We start from the raw sequence: 25,418 nt of genomic DNA on the forward strand, positions 1-25,418 counted from the left end.
CAGACCTCAACCACGATGATTGGACGCGCAGCTTGAAGATCACCACTGAATTTCCCCGAAGGGTCACCGTCCTGGACAACGTTTTCATCCCCATGGACGACGGCACGCAGCTTGCCGCCACCATATGGCTGCCGGAGGATGCCGCGGAGAACCCGGTCCCGGTCCTCCTGGAATACCTGCCGTACAGGCGGGGCGACTGGACCGCATCACGGGACGCCCAGCGGCATCCTTGGTATGCGGGGCACGGTTACGCGTCGGTCCGGGTGGACATCAGGGGCTGCGGCGATTCCAGCGGTGTCATGCTGGATGAATACCACGCCCAGGAACAATCGGATGGTCTGGAGGTCATCGCGTGGCTTGCCAGCCAGCCCTGGTCGACGGGAAAAGTCGGCATGTTCGGTATTTCATGGGGAGGCTTCAACGGCCTGCAAATTGCTGCTCGACGTCCCGAGGCGCTCAAGGCCATCGTTACGGTGTGTTCCACTGACGATAGGTACGCCGACGACGTCCACTACTACGGTGGCGCACTGTTGGGCATTGACATGTCTGCCTGGTCAGCCACCATGTTTGCCTTCCAAAGCAGGCCGCCTGCACCATGGAACGTCGGTGACAAATGGGAACGGATGTGGCAGGAACGACTCGAAGGCCTGCAACCGTTCAGCGAGATCTGGATGTCCCACCAGGAAAGGGACGATTATTGGCGTCACGGCTCCGTCTGTGAGGACTATTCCGACATCCAGGCGGCCGTCCTGGCCGTGGGAGGTTGGGCCGATCCCTACCGCAATGCCGTGTTGCGGCTGGTTGACAAGCTTGACGCCCCCTGCCGTGGGATTATCGGACCGTGGTCGCACCAGTACCCGGACATCGCCAGGACTCCCGGGCCAAACATTGGATTCTTGCAGGAGACGCTGCGCTGGTGGGACCACTGGCTCAAGGACCGGGACACCGGCGTCATGGAAGAACCAGCGTTGCAGGTCTACCACCAGGATTCCGTGAGGCCTGCCACCAAATACCCCGTTCGTGAAGGGACCTGGGTGGGACTGGATTCATGGCCGACGCCGCAAGTCCACCCGGTGACCCTGAATTTCATGCACGACCTGCGAACCTTGTCGGCCGACTCAGAAAACAAGGTTCTCCTGAACACCCCGCAGCACACCGGCGTCGATGCAGGGCGCTGGTTCCCCTTTGGCAATGATGCTGACCTGCCCCCGGACCAGCGTTCGGAGGATGGCCGGTCTGTTGTTTTTGACACGGTGACACAAAAAGAAGACTTGAACATCATGGGCTTCCCGTCGCTTCGTTTGCGCGTAGCTGCCACAACGATACGTGCCAATATCATGGCTCGCCTAACCGATGTTGCACCAGATAACTCGTCCACGCTCATAACACGCGGGGCCCTGAACTTGTCCAAGCGCGCGGGAATGAACCACGCCCAGGATCTCACCCCGGGAGCTTGGGTTGACGTCGAGATTGAGATGACAGCGATTTCTTGGACAGTACCAGCCGGCCACAAACTCCGGGTCGCTCTGTCCAACACTTATTGGCCCTGGTTGTGGCCGCATGCCGAACTCGGCGCCGTCACGGTGGACCTGGACTCTTCCGAGCTCCGGCTTGGTCATCTGGATCCCGCCGTACTGGCGGGCACGCACCCCTCATTTGCCGAACCCGAGCAGGCCGCGCCGCTGGCCGTGGTTGCACAGCCAGCGCCACCGTCAATTCCTGAGCGCGAAGTCCGCTATGAACCTGACTCCGACAGCTGGACCCTTACGGTTGACCCCAAGTACGGCGGCTACCGTGTCTACCCCAACGGAATGAACTATGGTGAACAGGCCGTGGAAAGATACACGATATCCGGCAATGACCCGCTGACCGCCGTGGCTGAGGCAAACTGGGTCATTGAGATGGGCAGGGACGACTGGAACGTGCGGATCGAGACGGAATCACGGATCAGTTCAACCGCCACTCATTTTCAGCTCTTCAACAAGGTCAAGACGTTCTTGAACGGAATGGTTCATTTCGAAAAGACATTTGAGAAGCAAATTGAACGGACCTCAGCATAGGCTGAGGATGGGAGACGGAACCGTGACGGACATGAAACAGGGGGCAAGGCCCCGGGCAAAGTCGGCGGATGAACGGCGGCGGCATCCGACAGAAGTCCGCCGGCGGCTGGTCATTGAATCCGGACGCGACCTCATTGCGGACAAGGGACTTTTTAACGTCCAGATCCGGGACATCTCAAGGGCCTGCGGGGTCTCGCCAGGGACCATAACCTACCACTTCCGTAGTTTGGAGGAAGTGCTGTGGGAAGTGGTCAAGGCTGAAACGATGGAATTCTATGAGCCGCTGCGCGAAGCTGTGTCCAACAGTGAAACGAACAAGTCCACCAAGCTACTTGATTTTTTGCGCGGAATGTTCAGGTCTGATTCTGACACGCGGCGCCACTGGTTAATCTGGATGGACTTTTGGTCCGCGGCGGCCCGGGACGATGCGTATGGGGAATGGATGAACACCCACTATGAGGCGTGGTGGCACGCCCTGCGGGACCTCATTGAGGCAGGCGTGGAGGGCGGTGAATTTACGTGTCCGGACTCCCAGGGCTTCGCTGTCTCCGTTAGTTCGATCGTCGACGGGCTCGCCATCCAGTGTTATTCACGGAAGGCCCGTATCAGCGTTGACCAAGCACGGGAACACCTTCTGCATCATGTGCGGGACGGCTTGGGGATTGTGGAATCGGCCAAGTAGTAGTGGTGTGTCTCGGTTTTGTTTGATGGGTTTCGAGGGCTACGCGGCCGCGGGCTACTTTCTTGAGGATTGAGGCTGCGGTCGCGGTCCAGACCGGGGGTTTGGGTTCCGTGTTGTGGGCGGTGAGGTATTCCTCGATCTTGGTGCTCAGGTCGGACACGGAATGAAAGGCTCCGCGGCGCAGTGCTTTGTCTGTCAGCTCCCGGAACCAGCGCTCGACGAGGTTGAGCCGAGATGGCCACACCGATCGGGCCAGCCCCAACAACGACATGTGCCCCCGTCCCCACATCCACAACGTCATCATTCTTGAATGCAACTGCTTGGCGATACTGTGCCTGCCCGAATCCGCAGCCACTTACGGGTACGGACGGGCTGTGTAGACGAGTGCTGAAATTCGTGTCCACGACTTAGAGAAAATGACAGCTCCTTCGGCCGGTACTTCGCAGCTCAACCAGGGGTTCCTCCTTCCACATCGGGTTGAGCGCCGGGGTACTGGATCAGCTGACCAGCGACGGTTATACCGTCACTCCTGCTGGCACCCGGGTTGGGAGATATCGCACATGACATCCGAAATCGATGCCGCGTCGAACTCTTGGCGGTACGGGTCCAACTCCGAGAATCCCGACGACGTTCGGCTGTCACTTCGAGAGATCCGCAGCCAATAGTTTGGCCAGCTCGTGCAATGCCGCGCGGAATGATGCCGACGAACAGCAGTGGCATACCGGCAGCGATGAGATCGGGCACCGTCGCACCACGGAACGACACCAACCGCGCGCGGGTGAGCTTCACCCCATCATTAAGCGGGCCGGGCAACTTCGGGATCCGCACCTGGGCACCCAACGGATGCGCTTGGTCCCGGTGGTCGATGCCAGCGCGCAGAAGCGATGTGCTCACCACCCGGCCGTGCCCGGACCACCCTTATATGGACCAACGATCTGCGTAGTGATCCAACCGCCGTAGAAGTCACCATCCTGGAAGGTCACCTGCTCCCCGCTGACCTCGCAGGAGTCCATGTGACCCGGATAGAGGGCCACGCTGGTACTGAGCGCCTCGAAACCCAGGGTGGGTTCTGGGTAGGTCCACCCGGCGCGGGGAACGACGACTCCGCCGGCAACGACGTCGAAGTAGTGCGCTTCTCCCTTGAACTCGCAGAAGCTGGTGCCCTGGACCGGGACGAGTACTCCGGCAGGGAATGAGTCCAACGGCAAGTAGTAGACAGGCGGATGACTCGTCTCCAGGACGCGCACTGCATCGGTGGTGTCAGTAATCACCTGGCCGGCTAGCCGCACGATGACCCGTTCCGACCGCGGCTCGACCCTTGGCGGCCGCGGGTAATCCCACACCGATTCTTGACCAGCCTTAGGTTTAATGGGCTGTGGACGCCGGGAGAAGCCGGAAAAACCGTGAGCAGGAATCATGTCCCCATCCTGCCATCGTCCGCTGGGATGCCAAGGACAATCGTCAGATGCTGCACCAGCGTGCGGTCAGCGAATGGGGCGGATTGCCGCCGTCGTCCGGGGTGTGTTCATAGCCCGTGCCCATGGGTATCGTGTTGTAGAAATACGCAAGCGCAGAGGAAAGGGACAGACGGCCATGTCGGATGACGCAAACGCAGAGGACAGGTTGGCGATGGCCAGCGCGGTGGTTTCGGCGACTCCCCAACAGGTGTGGCGCTCGCTCACCGAGCCGTCGCTGGTGAAGGAGTACTTCTTCGGCACGGAAGTTGCCACGGGCTGGAAACAAGGCAGCGCGATCACCTACACGGGGGAATACGAAGGCAAAGCCTACGAGGACAAGGGGGCGGTTCTCGAAGTTGATGAGCCCCGCCTGTTGCGCACCAGCTTCTTCAGCCCGATGAGCGGGCTGCCTGATGTGCCGGAGTACTACCAGCACGTGACCTACCGGATCGAGGCCGCAGACCAGGGTTCAAAGGTCACCATCACGCAAGATCACAATGCGAGCGACGAAGCAGCGGAACATTCCTCCGCCAACTGGCAGACCATCCTCGACGGCTTGGCCAGGGTCGCACCACGAGCATGACCCCCGGAGTCGAGTGCATACGTCGTCGTGCCCGGCCTTGGACTCCTTGATTTCCTGCCGGCACGGAGAGAACCGTTGTTTTTGCCCTGATGTTCGTAGTCGCCTCCTTCCCCGATTCATTCCGTCGATCACGTTGTTTCCAAATGGACAGGAAGACGGCTAGCTAAAAGCAGCCCTGGTGGGCCAATTCGTGGTCCCATTTGGCGAGCTGCGGTGTCAGGGAGCCGGGTCCTGACAGTCGTGCCGATGGATCAGATGAAAATACTCTAGCGTGTATCCATCCGGCGGCGAGGTCAAGACGACGACCTTGAAACGGGCAGCGATTGCGTGGGGGTAACGGGGGAATTCCGACTCATCGGCTTACCTGATCGTGAGTAACATGGCAGTTGTGCAGGTCGCCGGCCTGCCATTATCCGCGAACAGTGCGGGAAGAAGGAGTCCCTTGGACATGCGATTGGAATTGATTCCGCTACGGTCGACCGATGTTGACCGAAGCAAAGCCTTCTACCTGGACCAAGTCGGTTTCAACCTCGACCACGACATTGAGCCGGGCAACGGCATGCGAGTAGTCCAGCTAACACCACCGGGATCAGCCTGCTCGATTGTTATTGGCATGGGAATCAGTGACCCCCACGCCGCACCCGTCCACGGACTGCATCTAGTGGTGGAAGACCTCGATGACGTCCGGCGAACATTGCTCGGGAAGGGCATTGACGTCTCCGATGTGAGCGACATGGGCGGAGGCGTCCGGTACGCATACTTCAACGACCCCGACGGCAACTCCTGGGCCCTGCAACAAATCTCCCGCTAACTCTTGAAGAACGTGCTCCGCGGCCGAAGCAATTGCCGTCCGGGTTGTTCATCGGAGTATCGGAGAAAGTGGTAGAGGTCTGACGGCGGTCCCGGGCGGCGCGTTCCTATCTCTCGGATTTGGAGGACATGTCCGATGGCCAGGAGGGCGGCCACACGTTGCCGGGTGGCACATTCCTCGTCCCGCTTGGAGCTTCCACCAGCCAGATGCTGCGGGCGTCGTGGCGTTGCGCCAAGGCCCGCTTCACGGCAGGAATACCGGCCTCTGTCGCGTAGATGAAAAGTTGGCCGCCGGAGACCGCCCGCGCTGCCATGAGCAGACCGTCGATCACCAGGTGCGGGGCATGGGCCAGCAGCGCCTTGTCCTTGAAACTCAGCGGCTCACCCTCGGCACCATTGGCGATCACCACCGGCTTGCGTGCAAGGGGCGCTCCGGAGCGGGCATCCGCCGTGGCGGCGATCTTTCGCCATGAGGCGAAAGCCGCCCCTCCACGTCCGGTCAACCTGGAGGCTTCCACAACGTCGATGAGGCGCACGCGTCGATGCCGTGCGAGGGCAACGCCCCAAAAGCCTGACCATGCGCGGCAAGCCCGGCATCGTTTCCGGCGGCAAACAGGCGGTGCGTGCCGGAGGGGCCCCGGCGATCCACGACCGTGGGCAGTTCGGCGGTCACGGGTGTCATGACAGGCTTCCTTGGTGGGTTTTGGCGGTTTCCAGAAAGTTGGACGAGACACGCCACGCCAGCGCACCAACGACGACCGCGGCAGAACCGACGGCCAGCAGAAGGAACCACCTGCTGGTCCCGTTGGTGCCGTTGCCGATCGCATGGGCCAGCGCGATGGGCCACATCGCGTAGCTGAACCAGTGGACCGCACGAAAGGTCCGCGGTCCGATGCGGTGCCGAAGGAGACTAGTGGCTACAACAGCCAGCACCAGGTCAAAAGCCACCGTGCCGAGTCCCTGCCAGAACGGCCTGAAGGATCCCAAGAAGGGCACGACGACGTCGGTCACGTTCAGTTTCGCGTACGAGTCCAGCATCAGGGACCCGACGTGCAGGGCAAGAAACACCGTGGCCAGCAAGGCGATATTGCGATGGATCAGGGTAACCGAGAACCGGGGAACGCCCAGCAACGGCCTGCCGGAGCGGGCCAGGACCCCCACGAGGACGGTACCCGTGAATAGAACCAGGGAGACAATGCCACTCACCCGGCCAAAGGCCCATAGCGCGTTATCCATGGGATTGCGCTCCCGCCTCGGCCATGGTGCCCCGACGTTCTTCCCTGGGCCAGCCGCCGGTGGTGACAACCCTTCCCTGCTGGTCGACAAGGTGTGCAGCAACACCACCGCGCCGGAACCAGTCCACGGCAGCGAAGCCACGGACCACGCCGGCGGTGCTGTATACATTGGCCCGCAGGCAGGAGGGCCCCGCCACCGTGACGGACCGCCAGACGGGTTCGGCGGGGAGCCCAAAGCGGGGGTCAAGAATATGGTGGACGGATCTGCCCGCATGCAGCCACCGGCGTTTTTGGGTACTCGAGGTGGCCACGGCATGACCGGCAGCCGCGGTGACCTGCTGCGCGGGATCGTCGGGGAGATCCTGGACGAGGACCTGCCAGCCACCCTCCGGTGCGGGGCCCGCCGTGGCGATATCACCGCCCAGGCAGACCAACACCCCACATCCCAGTTCGGCGGACGCGCGGGCCGCGGCATGGTCGGCAGCGACAGCCTTGGCGCTTGCCCCCAGGTCCAGTCGAAGGCCGTCAGGCACCGTCAGGACGTCCCCTTCGAGGTGCACCCGGGACCATCCGGTCTCGCGGGCCGGCGACGGGGTGCCCGGCGTGGCGGGGCCGGATGGCCGGAGCCGCACCACGGCAAGGTCGCGATCGTAGCCGAGGGCGTCGAGCTCATTGCCGAGAGTCGGGTCCACGTCACCGCCGGTCCAACGTGCCGCGTCAAGTGCGCTCGCGACCAGCACGGCCAATTCCGAATCCGCGCGGAACCGGCTGCAAGCGGCATCGACGCCCGCAATCACGGCACGGACCAGGCTGCTTGCCTCGCCGGCGAGGGCGGAATCGGTGACTGCGATGGATGCGTCTAACCCCCACACCGTCCACGACGCTTCCCCTGTCATCTCAGGACCCTGAGGAGCGGCCATGGACAGCCCCGCCCGTGCCGGGCTGGACGGCGCTGCCGCCGGAATCGCCCGCGCCCTGGCCCCCGGCCGGGCTCTGCGACGACCCGCCGTTCTGGCTGGTGACGGAGGTCGTCGCGGCTGCATGGCTCGTTGTGGCCATATCAACCCCCACGGCGGCGATGCCGGCAGTGGCCAAGCTTCCGGCCGTGACTGCCGTGGTGATGCGAGCGGCCCACTGCTTGCCGCTGATTTGTGTGCCCATGGTCCTCTCCTGTCTTCGCAATGACGAACTGTCTACATTCATCATGCGCGCGGTTTCTTTGCGCTTTCTTAGACAGGGATAAACGGAGGCTTTATTGTTCGGCCAGCGGCAACGTCACGTTGACGCTGGCGCCCCCGCCCCTCGCAGCGCGTTCCACCGCGATCGTGCCGTTGTGCCGTGCAACAATCTCCGCGACCAGGGCAAGTCCGAGTCCGTAGTGACGGGCCATGCCTGGGTCACTCGGGACGGGCCTGGCCGATGCAAAGCGCTCGAACACCCGTGCGGAGGTTTCGGAGTCAAAGCCGGGCCCGTCGTCGAGGACGCGGATGACGGCGTCGCGCCCCTGCCGGGCCACCGCAACCTCAACGCTTGTTTCGGCGTGGTCAAGGGCGTTGGCGAGCAGGGCGGTGAAGACGCGCTGCAATGCCACATCCGAGCCGCGGACGCTGACCGCTTCGGCGGAACCGGAACGCGTGACCCGGATGGCTCGTTGTTGGGCTTCCGGTTCGGCCTGCGACACTGCCTCCCGGGCCAGGCTGACAAGGTTCACCACGGTGTAGGTCACTGTTTCGCGTGGATCCGCCGAGAGCAGCAGGTCATCCAGGATCCCGGTGAGCCTCCTTGAGTCCTCCACCAGCTTGGCCACTGCGGCCGTCACGTCATTCTGGGACAGCTTGGTCCCATCGCTGTCCAACTTTCGGTGCAAGAGCTGGGCGCGGGTGCTGATCAACGTCAGCGGGGTCCGTAATTCATGGCTGGCGTCCGCGACGAACCGGCGTTGCAATGCCAAGCTCTCAGCCATCGCCCGCATCGCCCGCCTGGCCATCAGGACCGACAGGGCCGCAGCCAGCACAGCCGAGACGACCGCAGCGATGGTCATGCCAGCAGCAAACGGGTGAGCTCTTCCTGGCCTTCATGGCGATCGACGGCTGCTTGGATAACACTTCCGTTTCGGTAGGTGGTCAAAATCGTGTAGGACCTGCCACCGATCCTGACGTTTTCCTGCTCATCCTGCTGTGTCTGGGCCACCCGCTGGATCGCCGCGATGTCGGGCAACCCACCCGGCTCCTCCCGGGAGCGCAGCACGTTCCCTCCCGTGCTGATCGCTACGAAGACCCCCAAGGGAGCATCGGTCGGTGAGTCGACATGCATTGCATCCGCCAACGACCTGGTGGCCGACTCCTGAACACCGGCCGCCACAATTGAGTAGACGAGAGTGCCGACCAGGACGAAAAGAACGACGATCACGACCGTGAATTGCAGGGCAAGCCGACGAACGGCGCGCCCAAGCTCAGAGGCGTCCCGGGCGGTCAAGCTATCGGCCCCAGGCGGTAACCTACACCGCGCACCGTCATTACAACGGGCCTCCCCAACTTTTTGCGCAGGTAGTGCACATAGGTATCCACCACGCCTTCGTCGTCGGCTTCGGTGAAGACACTGTCAATCAGGGCATCGCGGGTGAAAATCTGCCGCGGCCGGCGCGCCAGGTGCAGCAGCAATTCGCTTTCCTGCTCGGAGAGCACGACGGCGTCGCCCCCGTCCAGCGTGACGGTGCGGCTCGTGCTCTCCAGCAATCCGCCGGGCACACGCACCGTGTCCGAGACTGCCGCATGCCGGCGCAGCAAGGACCTCAGCCGGGCCAGCAGCTCGTCGATGTCAAACGGCTTGCCCAAATAATCCTCGGCACCCCGGTCCAGCCCCTCGACCCTGTCCGCAGGCCCCTCGACCCTGTCCGCAGGCCCCTCGACCCTGTCCGCAGGGTTGCTCAGTGCCGAAAGGATCAAGGCCGGTGTGGTGACACCCTTGGCCCGCAGCCTCCCCAAGACATCCAGTCCGTCGATCGCCGGAAGCCCGCGGTCCAGCAGAAGAGAACGTCGAAGCGCCGGCTCAACCCCTCGTGCAGGGCACGCTGGCCATCGTGCACCACCACCACCGGATACCCCTCGCTTTCAAGAAGTTCCTGCAGCATCGAGGCCAGCCCAACGTCATCCTCGACCACCAGCACACAACGTTCGTCCGACATGATCTGAAGTATAGGCGTCACGAACAACCCCACGGTTCGGGTGAGGCACCGAAGAATCCTCTAAGAATAGCCTCCTAGCCTAGGTGGCAGGGGCACGTTTCCGGTGCTCCCGTGGAGTTTCGCTGCACCGTCACCGTCCATGGAGAAAGGAGTTCGCCGCATGCCAGATTGGTCATGCCCGCAAAGTGTCGCGGCAACAGCCCATCCGTCCTTGGCACAAAACGTCGCCGCTTACTTCAGCCTCGATTTCCCCTGGGGGAGGCGGCAGCCCGCTGCGGGCCGTTTCCTCGTTGCCGCCATCGTATCCATCATCGGTTCGCTGGCTGCCTTCGCCGCTATCGTGGCCATCGGCACGACCATCTTCCCCGCAACGTCCGGTTACGACCATTTCCGGTTTTTGTACTACGCGAAACTGACGGTGCCGGGGGTTGCGGCGGTTGCTCTGGCCTGGCCCGTGGTCACGCTGTTCTCATCGCGGGCAAGGCGTCTTTTTGCCTGGCTCACCGTGCTGGTGATGCTTGGCGGGATGGCCCCGGTTGCCTGGATCCTGTATCGGGGCACCCCTGCCGAGGCTGTTTTGGTCCTGGTGGCCATGCACCTTGCCCTGGCCGCGGTCGCCTTCCCGGCCCTGTTGTATATCGCGCCGCAACGGAATCCTGGACACGACCATGCGCTTGGAGACCTGAGCCGACGCCGGGCCCTTTCCTAAGACCGGCTGCTCCTCCCGGACCTGTCGACCCTGTCGTTCACTGTTAGCGGCCATGGAACTGCCCGCCGGTGGTCTCGAGATCTGCCTGACCGGATCATTGCGCGCTGCGGCAGCCCCGGGGTCACCGATGCGCGCCCTATGCTCCGCGGCCGTACCACCGGGCGGCGATTGCACGGTCGACGCCGTAATGCCCGCAGGCGTCCGGGCCGGCGGCGGCAATCGCGTGTGTGCACACCCTGCACCCAAATGCGAGACACTTGAAGTTCTCCATGTAAAGGCGGCAACCACGTGCTCAACCTCCGGCAGGACTCGGACGGCTTCATCCACATGAGCCGGCACTTCCCCAACAAAATGTCCATCGCCATCACGTTCATCGACGGCACGCAGGGACAATTTTCAGGAGCCCGCCTCAATGAGCTTTACGACCAGGCCTTGGCCGCCTACCGCCTGGGGAACAACCTCGACGCCAAGGGCTTTGACCGGACGTCCCCGAATATCCACCGACGAAACGCCATCGGGCTCGTGCCCGTCAGTCCCGACATGGCCACGTAGCCACAGCGGGACCTGCCGGACAGGCAACGACCGGCCCCGTACGCCTGGAGGACTCACTCGACGCACGCCGTCAAGCGACGGGCACTGCTTGGTCTGGCTTGTAGGTTTCACGCCCGGCACGACGGCCACGCCGATCTTATCCGCGAACGGATCGACGGCCGCACCGGCATCTGACCGCCTCTCGTGGGCGCGTCCGAACCGGGGTTCGATCTGCGCTCCGAGCAGGTCATTGTCCCGCCCGGCCAGTACCTCATCATCGCTGGGCCCTGGCAGTCAGCTTTTCCTATATCGACGGCACGGTCAGCGAGGACTTCGCCAGCGCGGCTTTCGATGTGCTGTGCCCGTTCGTCCAGGTTGTCATCCTGCCGTGGCCCGAAGTCTCCCGATCCCCCATAACCTCGACCGATGGCGGGCGGAGGACGAGTCTGGGAATGGCGCCTCCACTCCCGCATGAACAGCAGGTCATTCGTGCCAGCCGATCGACGGTCCTGCCGAACGCCCTCCAGCTCGGGGAACCCGACGGTAAAGCGCGCGAGGACAACTCGAAGGACACCTAGGAGGCAGCTTTGCTGCGGCTTCCAGCCAGGCCACAGGTCACTTCCAGCCAGTGCGTGAATGCTTTCGCCTAAAGACTATCGATACAGTCACCGCGTGGAAGGAAGTGCTCAAGGTGCTTCGAAACTCATTCATCCCGTCTACTCGTGCCGGCCACCGGGAGTGAAGTGAACCGGCCGGCCCGAGGTACCGCGACCCGCGAGTGCTGCCGCCTCCGAGTACTGCTGCTCGTCCGTTCCCGCGAACGAGGTCGTTGCTTATGACTCTGGTGGGCCTAGCGATGTTTTCATTCTGCCTTGGATGGATGACAATCCTCGGCCTGGCGATCAGGACGAAGCGTCGGCGCTGGATATCGATTGCCCCGCGGTGTAGAGGGAATTTCATCCTGCGCGTGGTCGGCACCTCCTTGCTGTTTGGCGTCGGCCTCATTTTCTGGCCATGGCAACCACGTGTTCCGAATGACACGTTCGTTCCGCTGCCTTGGCTCTTTGCTGTCGACGGCTTCCTCGGCGGTTTATGCCTGGCTGCAGCGGCCCTTTCAGCGCGGACGCTGCCGCTCACCGTCGGGAAAACACCAGCGGACCGCAGCCGGCAAAATGTCAACAGCCGCGTCGCCCGGGCGGACCGGGCGCACGTCGCTGTCTGGATGTCACGGTCGGCGTTCCTTCTGACCGTGACGGCTGCCGCTTCATGGATGATTTTCAACCGCATTGCCCCATCCGGCACAGGTGCGCGGGGCGCGGGCGCTTCCGCGCTTGCCAACGAGGCAGCCATCCGGCGCCGGGTCAAACACGTAGTGGTCCTGGTGCAGGAAAACCACACCACGGATAACTATTTCGGTGGCCTGGCACCTTATGGGGCCAACGTTGCTACGAACTGGCCGGTTCAGCCCAACCCTCCTGCGACCGACCAGCCGCACGACCGGAAGGCCTACGCCCGATGGCTGGATGACGGCACGGGCACCCACACCCAGTTCGATACCCTCTCCGTAATTCCTTACTACGCGTATCTGGCGGTAACCGGAGCATTCTTGGAAAATCACTGCAGCGGGTTCGGCACCGATTCCACGCCCAACCACCTGCTGCTCTTGGGAGGACAAAGCCCCACTCTGCGCAATCCCGGCAGTACCCCGGTCCCGGACTGGGACATGCCCTCCATTCCCGCCCTGGCTCAAGAGACAGGCGTCAGCTGGCGCTGCTACACCGCGGGCAATCACTACCCGGCCCGCTATTACAGCCAACTCAAAAACTCCCCCAACCTGCTGGCCAGCTCCGCCTTCCGGACCGACGCCGAATCAGGGTCTCTGCCCGCCCTGTCCTATGTGTGGCATAACCGGGCAGGAAATGAGCATCCCACGGACAGCGTGACGGCGGGAATGGATACCGTCTGGCAGGCGGTGGACGCCGTCGTGCGGGCCGGAGATTGGGACGACACCGTTTTCCTTCTGACCTGGGACGACTGGGGTGGCTGGGATGATCACGTCGTCACGCCTAACATCGAACACACCCCCGACGGCGTACAGCTGGCCTACGGTCCCAGGGTGCCGCTCATCATGTTCGGCGGAGCCGTGCGGCCCGGCATCGATAGCCGTTGGTCGTCCCACGTCGGGATCGGGAAGTCGGTCCTGCAGCTTCTGGGCCTGCCTCCCCTCGGCGTCGACAGGGTCGACGGCGACGCCGGCCTTGCGGACCTGATCGACCCTGCCCTGCACCGGCCCGCACCACCACCCTACGGCTCCCCGATTATCATGCCGCCCCCACCGTCCCCGCGGCCCCGCCCGGCCCCGACACCCGCAGCTCCGCCAGCCGCCTCAAATCCGGTATCCCCGGTGATCCTCCGAAACGGCAGCACCCTTCCACCACCCCACGACGCCCCGCTCCAGGCCCAACGGACAACCGAGCCCTCCGGTCCCACGGCCGCGGATTCATCATCCAACGCCCCTCTCCAACGTGAGCGCACGAGCCGGACAACTTCGATCGGCGTTCCCGCGAGCGGCTCTGTCCTACCGACGCCGTCGGCCTCAAAGCCCTTTCGCCGATAAAACTCGCGGGCACGAGGATTCTCGGCGGCCATCCAGAGATTGAGCACAGTTAGTGTTGCCGTCCAACGCGTAACAGTTACGCCCCGGTCCGAGGTGGAGTGCTGCCGGGACGTATTCCCGCAACGGGCGCAGATGCGGGGAGCGCTCCGGTCAGCGGTGGCTTGGTCCCCGGCCGGGGGCAGCGCCTGCGGTCAGCGGAGGGGACAATTCCAACTGAAGCCCGACGGCGTCACCGGCCAGCCGCCGTCGGCCGTCTATTTGGTGACGCAGGAGCGCGGTCAGCGCGCCTTCAGCCGCCACAGGGAACTGACCTCCGCCGACCTCGCCGCATGCAGCGGGTCGGTGCTGTCGGAGGCGCGGCGGTGCGTGGGTTTTGTTTCCATACGTCCGACGACCGTCAGTCCGGAGGCCTCGAACATGGCCAGCAGGTCCGCGCGGGAGCGCAATCCCAGGTGCTCCGCCAGATCGGACAGCACCAGCCAGCCCTCCCCGTCCGGTTCCAGATGGTCCATAAGTCCCTGCAGGAACCGGCGCAGCATGTTGCTGTCGGGATCGTAGACCGCGTAGTCCAGCGTTGAGGCCGGCTGAGCCGGGATCCAGGGCGGGTTGCACACCACCAGGGAAGCCCGTCCGGCGGGAAACAGATCCGTTTCGATTACGTCCACCCGGTCCGCAAGTCCCAGGTTGGCCAGGTTTTCCCGGGCGCAGGCAACCGCACGCCGGTCCTGATCGGTCGCGACGATGTGGCTCATCCCCCGACGGCCAAGAATCGCGGCCAGGACGCCCGTGCCGGTGCCGACGTCGAACGCGAGGGCACCGGCAGGCAGCGTTGCGGTGGCGACCAAATCCAGATATTCGCCCCGTACCGGGGAAAAAACGCCGTAATGCGGGTAGATGCGCTTCCCCAGCGCTGGAACGTCCACGCCCTTGTGTCGCCACTCATGCGCCCCGATGACACCCAGGAGCTCCCGCAAGGCAATGACCGCGGGCCGGGTGGGCACTCCAAAGGCTTCCGTGCAGGCCAGCGCCACATCGGGTGCCCGGCGGAGCGGAATGCTGTAATCCGGCTCAAGCGGGACCAGCAACATTCCCAAGACCTGGGCAAGACAGGAGCGGTTCTGACGATGCTGCCGGAAGGCCGCTGCCGGGGTCTTCGCCGGTGTCTGCCGCTGTTTGCCGACGCGCCGCGTCAGGGCGCTGAGCATCTGCCGGGCGTTCTGAAAATCACCACGCCAGAGAATTCCGGTTCCCTTGTCCGCGTACCGGTAAGCCGCGTCCGCGCTCATCCGATCGTCGGCCACCACGAGCTGCTCGGGCGCGGCGCGCCGGCTCTGGGAATGCCACAAGGCGTGATGTTCCACGCCGTCTTCCTTCCAGCGGATGGTCCCCGGCTCACGGACTTCCGGGGCGGCCCCGTTCGCATCGCCACTGCCCCGGTCCGCGCTGCCCCGGTCCGCGCCGTCCGATTCTTCCCAGGTCATTTCCATCGCGATCCGTTCTTCGGGGCTTACGGCCGCTACACCCTCCGGCTCGTTTCCACTGGACAGTACGATGACGGCTCCTGGCTTAGATACGGTGGTTCGGGCGGCTGCCAACGGAATGCCTGGCCACCCGAAACAGCTGCTGAAACGGTTGCCGCTTCCATGCTACCAACGGCGGCCTCGAACCCCCGCGCCTCCCACCCGTTATCCGGCCCGCGCCACCCAAGTAGGTAGCAGATATGGCACTCAAAACCGTGTTTGGGTGCCATATCTGCTATCTAGTGTTCCGTGTTAATGGTTTGTTTGCGTTTCATCTTGCCCAGGAGATACTCCGCTGACTTGGTCCAGGTGAATGGTTTGGCGTCCTGGTTGTAGTTCTCGATGTAGCGTTCCATGGTTTCCTCCAGCTCTTTCACGGAGCTGAATGCTCCGCGTTTGAGGCACTGGCGGGTGATGATCCCGAAGAAGATCTCCACCATGTTCAGCCAGGAACAGCTGGTCGGGGTGAAATGCAGGCTCACGCGCGGGTTTTCGGCCAGCCAGTCCTTCACGTTCTGGTGCTTATGGGTCGCATAGTTGTCGCAGATGACATGCAGCTCAACCCCGGGGTGGGCGTGGGCGACCCGGCCCAGGAAATCGACGAACTCGATGTTGGTGTGCTTTGGGTAGAAGGCGTTCGCGCTGAGTTTGCCGGTGAGAACCTCCAAGGCGGCGAACAAGGTGGTGGTGCCGTTGCGCTTGTAGTCGTGCGTCTGCTGCAGCGGGTGGGTCGGGGACAGCGGCTGGTCCGGGCCGGTGCGGGACAGTGCCTGGATTTGGGTCTTCTCATCAATGCTCACCACCACCGCGTTTTCCGGCGGGGACATGTACAGGCCCACCACGTCCCGGAGCTTGGACTCCAGGGCCGGGTCGGTGGAGAATTTAAACGTCTCGATCCGATGCGGCTGGATCTTCCAACGGCGCCAGATTCGGGCCACGGACGAAAAAGAGATTCCGTGGCGTTCGGCCATGATGCGCGCGGACCAGTGCGAGATCCCCAGCTCCGCCGGCGGGTTCCCGTCATTGGTCAGGGTGTCGGCAATCAGGGCGAGTTCGTCGATCTCCCGCTCCCGGCCCGGGCGCTGGACATCGGACAGGGCCTCGATCCCGCCCTCGGCATAGCGGTTGCGCCACTTCAAAACCGTGGGCGCCGAAAACCCGGTGATCTTCTCAATCTGGACATTCGGCATCCCGTCAGCAGCCAACAAAACCGTGCGCGCCCGCAACGCCAACGTCGCAGTGGAAGAATTCCCACGAGTCAACGCTTCCAGGGCGCCCCGGTCCCCGTCGCGCAACTGAAGTGCCTTTGCCAGATAAACCATGGATCAAGTCTGACAAACAATCAGACCCAAAGGAATCAACGACACGCTACACTAGTTGGGTGAGGTGGTGGGGTGGTGGGGTGGTCGACGGCGGCGGGGCCGGTAAGCTGATGTGGTGACAGAAACGCGGAAAACCAGCAATCCCCCGGTCACCCGCGGCATCGTGATCTACGCCGCAGCCGCCGATCTCATTGTGGTGCTGGTCTTCGCGGCCACCGGCAGGGCGAGTCATGCGGAGACCCACCCGGTGCTGGGCGTCCTCACCACGGCGTGGCCCTTCCTTGCCGGTCTCGTCGTCGGCTGGGCCACCAGCCGGGCGTGGAGAGCGCCGCTGCGGCTCTGGCCACACGGCGTCGCCGTCTGGGCGGTTACGGTGGCAGCCGGCATGGTGCTCCGCCTGCTGTCCGGCCAGACCGCCCAACTTCCCTTCGTCGTCGTCGCCCTTGTCGTGTTGGCGGTATTTCTGCTCGGGCACCGGGCCCTAGCCGGCCTGGTGCGGCGGCGCGTGAACCACGACTCGGGCCACGCTGTTTTGCGCTAACCTCGAAGTCAGTCAAAAAATTTCAGCAGAGCCGGCAATACGGCCGGATGTGCCTGCCGGGTCCGACGAGCCGGCTGCGACAGTGCAAAATGATTGGATTCCTTCTGTGATCACCGCTTTTGTCCTGATAAAGACCGATGCTTCCCGGATTCCGGAAGCCGCACAGGAAATTTCCGAGCTCGATGGCATCAGCGAGGTGTATTCGGTCACCGGAGAATGGGATCTGATCGCCGTCGCCCGGGTGACCCGCCATGACGACCTGGCGGACGTGATTGCCGACCGGTTGTCCAAGGTCGAGGGCGTTGTGTCAACGACGACGCAGATTTCCTTCCGGGCGTATTCGCAGCATGACCTCGACGCCGCGTTCTCCCTCGGCTTCGACCACTAACTGCCCGGGAAACGTCCCGCGGGTTGAGTCATCGGTTCCCTGACCAGGAATCCTTGAAGGCGGCCTGTGGAGAAGTCAGTCTGCGGTGCAGTCAGTCCGCTACGCCCGTTGAATGGCGGATCCATTTGGCCAGCACGTCGGCGGCGCGCCCGCTGTCGATTGCCGCTTCCGCTGTCCGCAGGCCCGCCCGCAGGCGCTCCAGCAGTGAACCCTGCGCCGAACGGTTGACGGCCACCAGACCCGCTGCCGCGTTAAGTACGACGGCGTCACGCACCGGACCTTTTTCGCCCGCCAAAACCCGGTGGACGACTTCGGCGTTGTACACCGCATTCAGGCCGCGGAGATCGGCAATGGTGGCGCGCGCAAGGCCCAGATCGGCCGGCTCAAGTTCCGAGACCGTAATGGCGCCATCCCGGACCTCCCAGATTGTGGAAGGCCCCGTCGTCGTTAATTCGTCCAGCCCGTCGCTGCCGCGGAACACCAGCGCGCGCGTACCGCGGGCGGCGAACACTCCGGCGACCAGCGGTGCCATGGCCGCATCTGCCACGCCGACCGCGGAGGCGGAAACCCGCGCCGGATTGGTCAGCGGGCCCAGGAAGTTGAAGGCAGTGGGGATACCCATTTCACGCCGCGGCACGGCAGCGTGGCGCATGGACGGGTGGAATACCTGGGCAAAGCAGAACGTAATGCCCACGCTCGTGGCCGCCGACGCCACCCGATCCACGTCCATGTCCAGCCGCACCCCCAGTGCCTCCAGGACATCGGCGGACCCGGCGGCGGAGGACGAGGCACGGTTTCCATGCTTGACGACCTTGGTGCCCGCCCCCGCACAGACAAGGGCCGCCATCGTCGAAATATTGACGGTATTCAGCCGATCACCGCCGGTCCCGACGATGTCCAGGGCATCCCCCTCCACCATCAGCGGGCGCCCGTTGTCCAGCATTGCATCGACCAGCCCGACGACCTCAGCCACGGTTTCCCCTTTGGCCCGCAGCGCCACCAGGAAACCGGCTATCTGAGAAGGAGTCGCGGCACCTTCCATAATGGTGTTCATCGCCCAACGGGTCTCCGCGGCCGAAAGGTCACTTCCCGCGATGAGCGTGGAAAGAAGGGCGGGCCAGGTGGGTTTCTGTTCGGGCGCTGATGCTGTTGAGGTCACCTACTGATGCTAGCGAGCCAAGACACCGATGAACGAATAAGTTCCGCCGCTTCCGTGGACACGCCGCGGCGTCCCCGGCGCCTGAACGGCCACAATGCCCGGATTTCGCGGCTTTGTAGAAAAAGAATCGGCAAAACGCATTTTGCGTTGGGCAGCACGGAGTTTTATGGACATAATGTCTATGTGACAACTGCGACTCATTCCCCCAGTATCTCGGCGCACCCCACGCTGAACCGCCCCAACATGGTTTCGGTCGGAACGGTGGTGTGGCTATCGAGCGAGCTTATGTTCTTCGCCGGACTCTTTGCCATGTACTTCACGCTCCGTTCCACGTCCGCCGGGTTGTGGGCCGACGAAACCGCCAAGCACAATGTTCCGTATGCCCTGGTGAACACGCTCATTCTTGTCTCCAGCTCGTTCACTTGTCAGATGGGTGTCTTCGCTGCGGAAAGGCTGCAGGCACGCCGTACCGGCGGCCTCTTCGGTTTCGTCCGGTGGGGCATGACCGAGTGGTTCATGGTGACGTTCGTTCTCGGCGCCGTCTTCGTGGCAGGGCAGGCCGCGGAGTACGCGACCCTGGTTTCGGAGCACGTCTCGCTGTCATCGAACGCGTACGGTTCGGCCTTTTACATCACCACGGGTTTCCATGGACTTCACGTCATCGGTGGCCTCATTGCCTTCCTCCTCATTATGGGACGCGCCTTTGCCGCGAAGAAGTTTGGCCATTTTGAGGCGACGTCGGCCATCGTCGTCTCCTACTACTGGCACTTCGTTGACGTCGTCTGGATCGGCCTGTTCCTGGTCATTTACATCCTGAAGTAAGCTGAATTTCAGACCTCTTCTACACGAAGCAGAAATTGAATTGGCGGCTGAATCGCACCGCCGCACGATCGACACAAAGGAACCACCAAGTGAAGGCACTTTCGCAGAGGCGACGTCATCCACTAGCAGCCGTGGCTTTGCTGCTGATGGGGCTCATGCTGACCGGTGGGCTCTACGCCGTTGCCACCACCGTCAATAAGGCCAAGGCTGACACGACCTACTCGGCCGATGATGCGCACGAGGGCGGGAAGCTCTTTGTGGCCAACTGCGCGACGTGCCACGGCATGGGTGCCAGCGGTTCCCCCGACGGACCGTCTCTGGTGGGTGTCGGGGCGGCAGCCGTGGACTTCCAGGTCGGTACCGGGCGCATGCCGATGCAGCTCCAGGGGCCGCAGGCCCAGCAGAAGCCTAAGCAGTTCAATGATGAGCAGACCCGCCAGCTCGCGGCGTATGTAGCCTCCCTCGGTGCCGGACCCGCTGTGCCGGAAGAGAAGTACCTCGACGGCCAGGGCGACGCCGCCAACGGCGGCGTACTGTTCCGCGTCAACTGCGCCATGTGCCACAACGCCGCCGCAGCCGGCGGCGCCCTCACGCGGGGAAAGTTCGCTCCGGCGCTGGCTGGGGTCGCCAATTCGCACGTCTACGAGGCCATGATCACAGGCCCGCAGAACATGCCCGTCTTCAACGACTCGAACATCACCCCCGAGGGCAAGCGGGACATCATCACCTTCCTGGACACCATTGAAGCCAATGGTTCACCGGGTGGCGCGGATCTGGGCTCGTTGGGCCCGGTCTCTGAGGGACTCTTCATCTGGATCGCCGGCCTCGGCGTCGTCATTGCCTTTACCATCTGGCTGACCTCCCGGACTTCCTAGTCCCGACAAATTACGGTCGCGCGAGTGGCCGGATGAAACATACATTACGAACCCGGGAACATCGGGATAAGAGAAGGATGAGGGGATCATGGGCGACCATAGTGACGGCATTCCGGCAGGCTCGGACGCCGTAGCTAAGGCTGGTCTACACGATGTGGAGAAGTTCCAGGATCCTGGGCTCCCCCCGCACCGTTTGAGACTGGCCGATACGGATCCCTGGGCGGCCAAAAGGGCTGAGCGCCAGGTGGCCATACTCTTCGGTATCTCCGTCGTAGGAACTTTGCTATTCTTCTTCGGCTACTTTTTCATCCGTCTGGATGACACCATCGGCACACTTCGGATCCAGAACATGCTCCTGGGGCTGGGCACGGCGTTTGCCATGCTCGGCATCGGCACCGGCATTGTGCACTGGGCCAGGGCACTTATGCCTGACCACGAGGTTTCCGAGGAGCGCCACGAGCTCCGCAGCGAAGCGGACCGTGTCGCAGCGGAGAAGATCGTCGGCGACATCATCGAGGAAACCGGCATCAAGCGCCGTCCACTGATCCGTAATACGCTCCTGGGCGCTGTGGCACTGGCACCCTTTCCTGCGATCGTGATGTTCCGCGACCTGGGTCCGCTGCCGGCGGACGCCCTGCGCCACACCATGTGGGACAAGGGGACAAGACTGGTCCGGGACCCCACAGGCACGCCGATCAAGGCCTCCGATGTGACCCTCGGCTCGGCCTTCCATGTAATTCCTGACGGCCTCAATAATCTGCACGAGGGCAAGCTGGAGGAAAAGGCCAAGGCCGTGGTCCTGCTGATGCGCTTGGATCCATCGCTGCTTAATCCGTCCAAAGGCCGCGAGGACTGGAGCTACAACGGCATCGTCGCGTACTCCAAGATCTGCACCCACGTCGGTTGCCCTGTAGCCCTTTATGAGCAGCAGACGCACCATCTTTTGTGCCCCTGCCACCAGTCGACCTTCGACCTGACGCAGGAATGCAAAGTCATCTTCGGTCCGGCCAAACGTCCGCTGCCGCAGTTGCCTATTGCCGTTGACTCTGAAGGCTACCTGGTGGCCCAGAGCGACTTTCACGAACCTGTCGGACCTAGCTTCTGGGAGCGTGGCTAAAAATGAGCGCCGCAACCGAATCAACCTACACCCCGGCGACCGCGACCGGCCGCATCACCAATTTCGTCGACGAACGCGTCGGCGGCTCCGGCATTCTCCGCGAATTCGGACGCAAGGTCTTCCCAGACCACTGGTCCTTCATGTTCGGGGAAGTTGCCCTGTACACTTTCGTCATCCTGCTGCTTTCGGGCACCTTCCTGACGTTCTTCTTCGATCCGTCCATGGCGGAGTCAACTTACAACGGCAGCTACGTTCCGCTCAAGGGCGTGGACATGTCCGTGGCAATGAATTCCACACTGAACATCTCCTTTGATGTCCGCGGTGGGCTTTTCATGCGCCAGGTGCACCACTGGTCCGCTCTGCTGTTCACGGCCTCGATCGCCGTGCATATGCTGCGCGTATTCTTCACCGGAGCCTTCCGCAAGCCTCGCGAGCTCAACTGGGTGGTGGGCGGCGTGCTGCTGATCCTGTCTCTGGCGGACGGGTTCACAGGCTACTCGCTCCCCGACGATCTGCTGTCCGGTAACGGACTTCGCATTATTCAGGGCGTCATCTCCTCCATCCCGGTAATCGGCACCTACATCTCCTTCTTCCTCTTCGGTGGCGAGTTTCCCGGAACGGCAATCATCGGCCGGCTGTATGTGCTCCACATCCTCCTGGTTCCGGCCATGATCCTTCTGATGATCGCCATCCACCTCTTTATGGTGGTGGTTCACAAGCACACTCAGTACCCCGGCCCGGGCCGCAATGACCGCAACGTGGTTGGTTACCCGCTGGGTCCGGTTTACGCTGCCAAGGCAGGCGGATTCTTCTTCATCATCTTCGGCGTCATCGCCCTAATGGCTGCGTTCTTCACAATCAACCCGATCTGGAACTACGGACCGTACGACCCGTCCCCGATTTCGGCCGGGACCCAACCTGACTGGTACATCGGCTGGGTCGACGGCGCGCTGCGACTGATGCCGGGCTGGCTGCTGGGCATCCCGCTGGAATGGAATATTCCTCTGCCGTGGGGCGTCAATACGCTGTCGCTCAATGTGCTGCTCCCGGCACTGGTTCCGGCGGGCATTGTCTTCACCGTGCTCTTCGCCTACCCTTGGATCGAACGCTGGGTCACCAAGGACGACCGCGAACACCACGTTCTGGACCGCCCGCGCAACGCCCCGACCCGTACCGCCATCGGCATGGCAGGCTTCACATTCTATTGCGTCCTGTGGGCCGCGGCGTCCTCGGATCTGATCGCCACGCACTTCCACGTGTCACTGAACGACGTCATCTATTGGCTCCGGGCGCTGTTTTTCATTGGCCCGATTATTGCGTTCACGGTCACCAAGCGCATCGCTTTGGCGCTGCAGCGGAAGGACCGCGAGATCGCCCTGCACGGCCGCGAGACGGGCCGGATTGTCCGGCTCCCGCACGGCGAGTACCAGGAAGTCCATGCGCAGTTGGATGACTACAAGCGCTACAAGCTCGTGGGTTACGAATCCCCCGAGCCCAGCGACGGCGTTCCGAACGGAAACGGCGTTGTCACGAAGCAGGAACGCCGACGTGCCATTATCAGCCGGCTATTCTTCGAAGACCGTGTTGCGCCGGCCACACCCGCTGAGCTGGAGGCCGCTCACGCTCATGCACCCGTCCATGAGCAGATCGAGGAACCGGAAAGGCTCAAAGAGGTTTCACACTAGAAACCCGCTAAGACGGCGGTTATCAACGCCGAAAGGAGCGGTGCCCGGGATGTCCGGACACCGCTCCTTCTTATTGTGCGTTTGTTGCGCGGATGACCCGCTTACGGGGCAGCGCGCTGCTGTTCAGCCCTTACGCTTGCACGGGCCCCTGACGTCCCCCTCTTAGCCGTTATGGGACCGGGCCGAATACGCCCTCCGGCTCCGGCCACCGGGCCGTTGCAGGGGCACCCAGAGCTTATATCGGTCGGCGCGGTAAAACGACACGGAGAAGTCGACCATGGCCCGTGAAACGAATGCATGGCGCTGAAGCTTCAGCAGCGGGTCGCCTACATCCACCTTGAGCAGCCGGGCGATGGACGGCGAGGCGGCCGTCGCCTCGATGGTGTCCTCCCCCCACTCCATAACCAGCCCGTACCGTTCGCTGAGCACGTTGTACAAGGACGACGGCGGCGGGTCGTCGAGAATTCCCCGAACCCGGTGCGCTGGAATGAAGTTCTCGTCAACGCTCATGGGCTCGCCGTCGGCCAGCAGAAGGCGGCGGAAGCGGATCACCGGCTGTCCTTCCTCCAGCTGCAGCTCGCGGGCCAGCAGCGCCGTGGCACCGATCTGCTCAAAGCTCAGGACCTTGGCCGCGGGAACCATGCCGCGGCGCTCCATTTCCTCGCTGTAGGAGGTCAGTTTGACCTGAAGGTCAAACTTTGGCCGGGTCACGAAGGTGCCCAGTCCGACGACCCGGTCGAGCACTTCCTCGTCCACCAGCGAATCGATGGCCTGCCGTACGGTCATCCTCGCCAGCGAGAACCGAAGGGCGAGGTCGCGTTCTGACGGGAAGGCCGCGCCGGGGGCCAGCGTCGCGGCTATGAAGCTGCGCAGCAGTTCGCGCAGCTGTACGTGAATCGCCGTACCGGAGTTCCGGACAATTTCACCGGGTATCTTTGCTGCGGGATAGGCCAATCTGCTGTTCCTCCGTTCAATTGTCTGCCCTAACACTAACGGGGTTACACCCCGGCCCGACGAGCCGTGCGGCGGGTGTCAGTTTGTGGGGCGGCTCCGGTCGGCGCGTGACGGTGTCCTCGGACCCGTGTTGTAACCGTGTGAGCACGGTGGTTGGCTAGTTGTGGTAGCTGCCCCTGACAGGAGCCTGTCAGGACCATACCGCGCACTGTGTCCGATGTCGTTTCCGAGCATGTCGTGTTGAAGTGGAAAGCATAGATTGAATGTATCTGAACGTAGGCCGACGTGATGCATCAGCACCTGGCCAATTTCACCGGTGATGAAGGGATTCTGTTCATCAGCCGCGCAGGAGAAGACGAACCCGTTCCGCATGAGAAACGCCACTCCGGTGACGGCCGCGCGTATCAGTGGATCCTGAGGACCACGGGGGTTTTCAATCACTTCTACGTCTCCGCCGCGGGTTACCGTTATGACATCGCGATCCTGCAAGCGGCATTCTCCTTGAGCCAAACCCGCGCCCACGACCGCCTCCTATGCATCGGACTCGCTCAACTCACCACCCCAGAATCTGGCCCACTGCAAGAGGCCAGCCGCAACTACCAACGATCCTCGACAACCTCGCGGAAGAATCTGAACTGGCAGCCGGAAACTTGACCCGAAAATCCGCCGTCGCCGTCCTAGCCTCTAGATGGCGGCTAGTGTTTTTACAGCACTGCCACTATGCAAGGAGCCTTGATGTACATCCGGAATGCCACCGTTACCGCCGCCATCGGACTACACGCCCGCCCGGCGGCGGTTTTCGTCCGTGCCGTGACGCGGACCGGCCTGCCGGTCACCCTGGCCAAGCCGGGACAGCCGGCCGTGGACGCAACGTCATTGCTGCAGGTCATGACGGCGGATTTTGGCTGCGGCTGTGAGGTTGTCCTGTCCGTGCCGGACATCGGGCATGACGACCTCGCCGTCAGAACCGCTCTGGACGCCCTGGCGGATCTGCTCTCCACCGACCTCGTCCATGGTCCCGACTGATCGTAGGCGGTCGATCCCGCCACGGCCGGCACTGCGGCTTCAGCGGGATCGGTTGCTTCAGGGACGGGAGCCGGAGGTACCCGGTCCCGTCACCGGGCCGGGGCACCAGAAGCCGCACGGAAAGGACCTGAAACCCCGATA

Annotated in this window: 31 protein-coding genes and 1 pseudogene; 17 read left to right on the top strand and 15 right to left on the bottom strand. The window is 63.0% G+C overall.

All coding sequences use genetic code 11. The features are described from left to right. Positions 1-32: 32 nt before the first annotated feature. Positions 33-2,060 carry a CocE/NonD family hydrolase gene (locus ACLLJI_RS10445; protein WP_434612088.1) on the top strand — a complete coding sequence of 676 codons (2,028 nt, stop codon included), beginning with the start codon at positions 33-35 and terminating at the stop codon, positions 2,058-2,060. Positions 2,061-2,091: 31 nt separating this feature from the next. Next, on the top strand, positions 2,092-2,742 hold the full coding sequence (locus ACLLJI_RS10450; RefSeq protein ID WP_434621413.1) for a TetR/AcrR family transcriptional regulator: 651 nt from the start codon (positions 2,092-2,094) through the stop codon (positions 2,740-2,742). Positions 2,743-2,773: 31 nt separating this feature from the next. Here ACLLJI_RS10450 and ACLLJI_RS10455 read toward each other — a convergent pair. Together ACLLJI_RS10455 and ACLLJI_RS10460 are read right to left on the bottom strand one after the other, a co-directional pair. Further along, a pseudogene (locus ACLLJI_RS10455) lies at positions 2,774-2,977 on the bottom strand (IS630 family transposase); the annotation flags it as partial. Between the two features lie 655 nt (positions 2,978-3,632). Beyond that, on the bottom strand, positions 3,633-4,160 hold the full coding sequence (locus tag ACLLJI_RS10460) for a DUF427 domain-containing protein (RefSeq protein WP_434612090.1): 528 nt from the start codon (positions 4,158-4,160) through the stop codon (positions 3,633-3,635). Positions 4,161-4,335: 175 nt separating this feature from the next. On the opposite strand from ACLLJI_RS10460, the gene ACLLJI_RS10465 reads away from it, so the two are divergent. Continuing rightward, entirely contained in the window at positions 4,336-4,782 is a 447-nt protein-coding gene (locus ACLLJI_RS10465) for an SRPBCC family protein (protein WP_434612092.1), read from the top strand. A 448-nt stretch (positions 4,783-5,230) separates the two neighbouring features. After that, positions 5,231-5,593 carry a VOC family protein gene (locus tag ACLLJI_RS10470; RefSeq protein ID WP_434612094.1) on the top strand — a complete coding sequence of 121 codons (363 nt, stop codon included), beginning with the start codon at positions 5,231-5,233 and terminating at the stop codon, positions 5,591-5,593. A 106-nt stretch (positions 5,594-5,699) separates the two neighbouring features. Here ACLLJI_RS10470 and ACLLJI_RS10475 read toward each other — a convergent pair whose 3' ends face one another. The 9 genes from ACLLJI_RS10475 to ACLLJI_RS10515 form a co-directional block, all read right to left on the bottom strand. Then, positions 5,700-6,095 (bottom strand): hypothetical protein, encoded by a 396-nt coding sequence (locus tag ACLLJI_RS10475; protein ID WP_434612096.1) that lies wholly within the window; start codon positions 6,093-6,095, stop codon positions 5,700-5,702. Beyond that, the gene (locus tag ACLLJI_RS10480; RefSeq protein ID WP_434612098.1) at positions 6,092-6,274 is read right to left on the bottom strand and encodes a hypothetical protein; all 183 of its coding nucleotides are present in this window, start codon (positions 6,272-6,274) and stop codon (positions 6,092-6,094) included. Before ACLLJI_RS10480 ends, ACLLJI_RS10475 begins: the two co-directional genes overlap by 4 nt. Continuing rightward, entirely contained in the window at positions 6,271-6,828 is a 558-nt protein-coding gene (locus tag ACLLJI_RS10485) for a ferric reductase-like transmembrane domain-containing protein (RefSeq protein WP_434612100.1), read from the bottom strand. The genes ACLLJI_RS10480 and ACLLJI_RS10485 overlap by 4 nt, the downstream gene beginning before the upstream one ends. Further along, positions 6,821-7,723, bottom strand: a complete 903-nt coding sequence (locus ACLLJI_RS10490) for an FAD:protein FMN transferase (protein ID WP_434612102.1) — start codon at positions 7,721-7,723, stop codon at positions 6,821-6,823. Before ACLLJI_RS10490 ends, ACLLJI_RS10485 begins: the two co-directional genes overlap by 8 nt. A 1-nt stretch (position 7,724) precedes the next feature. Beyond that, on the bottom strand, positions 7,725-7,988 hold the full coding sequence (locus ACLLJI_RS10495; protein ID WP_434612104.1) for a hypothetical protein: 264 nt from the start codon (positions 7,986-7,988) through the stop codon (positions 7,725-7,727). Positions 7,989-8,079: 91 nt separating this feature from the next. Beyond that, complete coding sequence (locus tag ACLLJI_RS10500; protein ID WP_434612106.1) at positions 8,080-8,868, bottom strand: sensor histidine kinase; 789 nt, start codon at positions 8,866-8,868, stop codon at positions 8,080-8,082. Beyond that, entirely contained in the window at positions 8,865-9,302 is a 438-nt protein-coding gene (locus ACLLJI_RS10505) for a hypothetical protein (RefSeq protein WP_434612108.1), read from the bottom strand. Before ACLLJI_RS10505 ends, ACLLJI_RS10500 begins: the two co-directional genes overlap by 4 nt. Continuing rightward, the gene (locus ACLLJI_RS10510; RefSeq protein ID WP_434612110.1) at positions 9,299-9,811 is read right to left on the bottom strand and encodes a response regulator transcription factor; all 513 of its coding nucleotides are present in this window, start codon (positions 9,809-9,811) and stop codon (positions 9,299-9,301) included. Before ACLLJI_RS10510 ends, ACLLJI_RS10505 begins: the two co-directional genes overlap by 4 nt. Then, entirely contained in the window at positions 9,769-10,011 is a 243-nt protein-coding gene (locus ACLLJI_RS10515) for a hypothetical protein (RefSeq protein ID WP_434612112.1), read from the bottom strand. The genes ACLLJI_RS10510 and ACLLJI_RS10515 overlap by 43 nt, the downstream gene beginning before the upstream one ends. A gap of 160 nt (positions 10,012-10,171) precedes the next feature. Here ACLLJI_RS10515 and ACLLJI_RS10520 point away from each other — a divergent pair, with 160 nt between their 5' ends. The 5 genes from ACLLJI_RS10520 to ACLLJI_RS10540 all read left to right on the top strand — a co-directional run bounded on the left by ACLLJI_RS10520 (position 10,172) and on the right by ACLLJI_RS10540 (position 13,868). After that, positions 10,172-10,720, top strand: coding sequence for a hypothetical protein (locus ACLLJI_RS10520; protein ID WP_434612114.1), 549 nt, complete (start codon positions 10,172-10,174; stop codon positions 10,718-10,720). Positions 10,721-11,008: 288 nt separating this feature from the next. Further along, complete coding sequence (locus ACLLJI_RS10525; protein ID WP_434612116.1) at positions 11,009-11,272, top strand: hypothetical protein; 264 nt, start codon at positions 11,009-11,011, stop codon at positions 11,270-11,272. Between the two features lie 12 nt (positions 11,273-11,284). Further along, positions 11,285-11,446: a DUF664 domain-containing protein gene (locus ACLLJI_RS10530; RefSeq protein WP_434621416.1), complete on the top strand. Its 162-nt coding sequence runs from the start codon at positions 11,285-11,287 to the stop codon at positions 11,444-11,446. Positions 11,447-11,703: 257 nt separating this feature from the next. Next, the gene (locus ACLLJI_RS10535) at positions 11,704-11,829 is read left to right on the top strand and encodes a hypothetical protein (protein ID WP_434612118.1); all 126 of its coding nucleotides are present in this window, start codon (positions 11,704-11,706) and stop codon (positions 11,827-11,829) included. A 302-nt stretch (positions 11,830-12,131) separates the two neighbouring features. Then, positions 12,132-13,868 carry an alkaline phosphatase family protein gene (locus tag ACLLJI_RS10540; protein ID WP_434612120.1) on the top strand — a complete coding sequence of 579 codons (1,737 nt, stop codon included), beginning with the start codon at positions 12,132-12,134 and terminating at the stop codon, positions 13,866-13,868. A 278-nt stretch (positions 13,869-14,146) separates the two neighbouring features. On the opposite strand, the gene ACLLJI_RS10545 is transcribed toward ACLLJI_RS10540, so the two are convergent. Together ACLLJI_RS10545 and ACLLJI_RS10550 are read right to left on the bottom strand one after the other, a co-directional pair. Further along, positions 14,147-15,349 (bottom strand): methyltransferase, encoded by a 1,203-nt coding sequence (locus tag ACLLJI_RS10545; protein ID WP_434612122.1) that lies wholly within the window; start codon positions 15,347-15,349, stop codon positions 14,147-14,149. Positions 15,350-15,627: 278 nt separating this feature from the next. Then, positions 15,628-16,710, bottom strand: coding sequence for an IS630 family transposase (locus ACLLJI_RS10550; RefSeq protein WP_434612124.1), 1,083 nt, complete (start codon positions 16,708-16,710; stop codon positions 15,628-15,630). Positions 16,711-16,822: 112 nt separating this feature from the next. On the opposite strand from ACLLJI_RS10550, the gene ACLLJI_RS10555 reads away from it, so the two are divergent. Further along, the gene (locus ACLLJI_RS10555) at positions 16,823-17,251 is read left to right on the top strand and encodes a DUF3054 domain-containing protein (RefSeq protein ID WP_434612126.1); all 429 of its coding nucleotides are present in this window, start codon (positions 16,823-16,825) and stop codon (positions 17,249-17,251) included. A 106-nt stretch (positions 17,252-17,357) separates the two neighbouring features. Continuing rightward, positions 17,358-17,639: an Lrp/AsnC family transcriptional regulator gene (locus ACLLJI_RS10560; protein ID WP_283561315.1), complete on the top strand. Its 282-nt coding sequence runs from the start codon at positions 17,358-17,360 to the stop codon at positions 17,637-17,639. 91 nt (positions 17,640-17,730) lie between these two features. Here ACLLJI_RS10560 and trpD read toward each other — a convergent pair whose 3' ends face one another. After that, on the bottom strand, positions 17,731-18,798 hold the full coding sequence (trpD, locus tag ACLLJI_RS10565) for an anthranilate phosphoribosyltransferase (protein WP_434612129.1): 1,068 nt from the start codon (positions 18,796-18,798) through the stop codon (positions 17,731-17,733). Positions 18,799-18,981: 183 nt separating this feature from the next. Between trpD and ctaE the strand changes: the two genes are divergently transcribed. The 4 genes from ctaE (at position 18,982) to qcrB (ending at position 23,297) form a co-directional block, all read left to right on the top strand. Then, on the top strand, positions 18,982-19,620 hold the full coding sequence (gene ctaE, locus ACLLJI_RS10570; protein ID WP_283561317.1) for an aa3-type cytochrome oxidase subunit III: 639 nt from the start codon (positions 18,982-18,984) through the stop codon (positions 19,618-19,620). A gap of 89 nt (positions 19,621-19,709) precedes the next feature. After that, positions 19,710-20,495: a cytochrome bc1 complex diheme cytochrome c subunit gene (qcrC, locus tag ACLLJI_RS10575; protein ID WP_434612131.1), complete on the top strand. Its 786-nt coding sequence runs from the start codon at positions 19,710-19,712 to the stop codon at positions 20,493-20,495. 88 nt (positions 20,496-20,583) lie between these two features. Next, complete coding sequence (qcrA, locus tag ACLLJI_RS10580; protein ID WP_434612133.1) at positions 20,584-21,612, top strand: cytochrome bc1 complex Rieske iron-sulfur subunit; 1,029 nt, start codon at positions 20,584-20,586, stop codon at positions 21,610-21,612. A 2-nt stretch (positions 21,613-21,614) separates the two neighbouring features. Continuing rightward, positions 21,615-23,297 carry a cytochrome bc1 complex cytochrome b subunit gene (gene qcrB / locus ACLLJI_RS10585; RefSeq protein WP_434612135.1) on the top strand — a complete coding sequence of 561 codons (1,683 nt, stop codon included), beginning with the start codon at positions 21,615-21,617 and terminating at the stop codon, positions 23,295-23,297. Positions 23,298-23,459: 162 nt separating this feature from the next. On the opposite strand, the gene ACLLJI_RS10590 is transcribed toward qcrB, so the two are convergent. Further along, positions 23,460-24,251, bottom strand: a complete 792-nt coding sequence (locus ACLLJI_RS10590; RefSeq protein ID WP_283561321.1) for a GntR family transcriptional regulator — start codon at positions 24,249-24,251, stop codon at positions 23,460-23,462. A 288-nt stretch (positions 24,252-24,539) separates the two neighbouring features. On the opposite strand from ACLLJI_RS10590, the gene ACLLJI_RS10595 reads away from it, so the two are divergent. Together ACLLJI_RS10595 and ACLLJI_RS10600 are read left to right on the top strand one after the other, a co-directional pair. Further along, the gene (locus ACLLJI_RS10595) at positions 24,540-24,905 is read left to right on the top strand and encodes a hypothetical protein (protein WP_434612138.1); all 366 of its coding nucleotides are present in this window, start codon (positions 24,540-24,542) and stop codon (positions 24,903-24,905) included. A gap of 81 nt (positions 24,906-24,986) precedes the next feature. Next, on the top strand, positions 24,987-25,277 hold the full coding sequence (locus ACLLJI_RS10600) for an HPr family phosphocarrier protein (RefSeq protein WP_283561323.1): 291 nt from the start codon (positions 24,987-24,989) through the stop codon (positions 25,275-25,277). The last annotated feature ends 141 nt before the right edge of the window (positions 25,278-25,418 follow it).

The organism is Arthrobacter sp. A5 (genome assembly GCF_051131705.1).
In the GTDB taxonomy this organism is placed as follows: Bacteria; Actinomycetota; Actinomycetes; order Actinomycetales; family Micrococcaceae; genus Arthrobacter_M.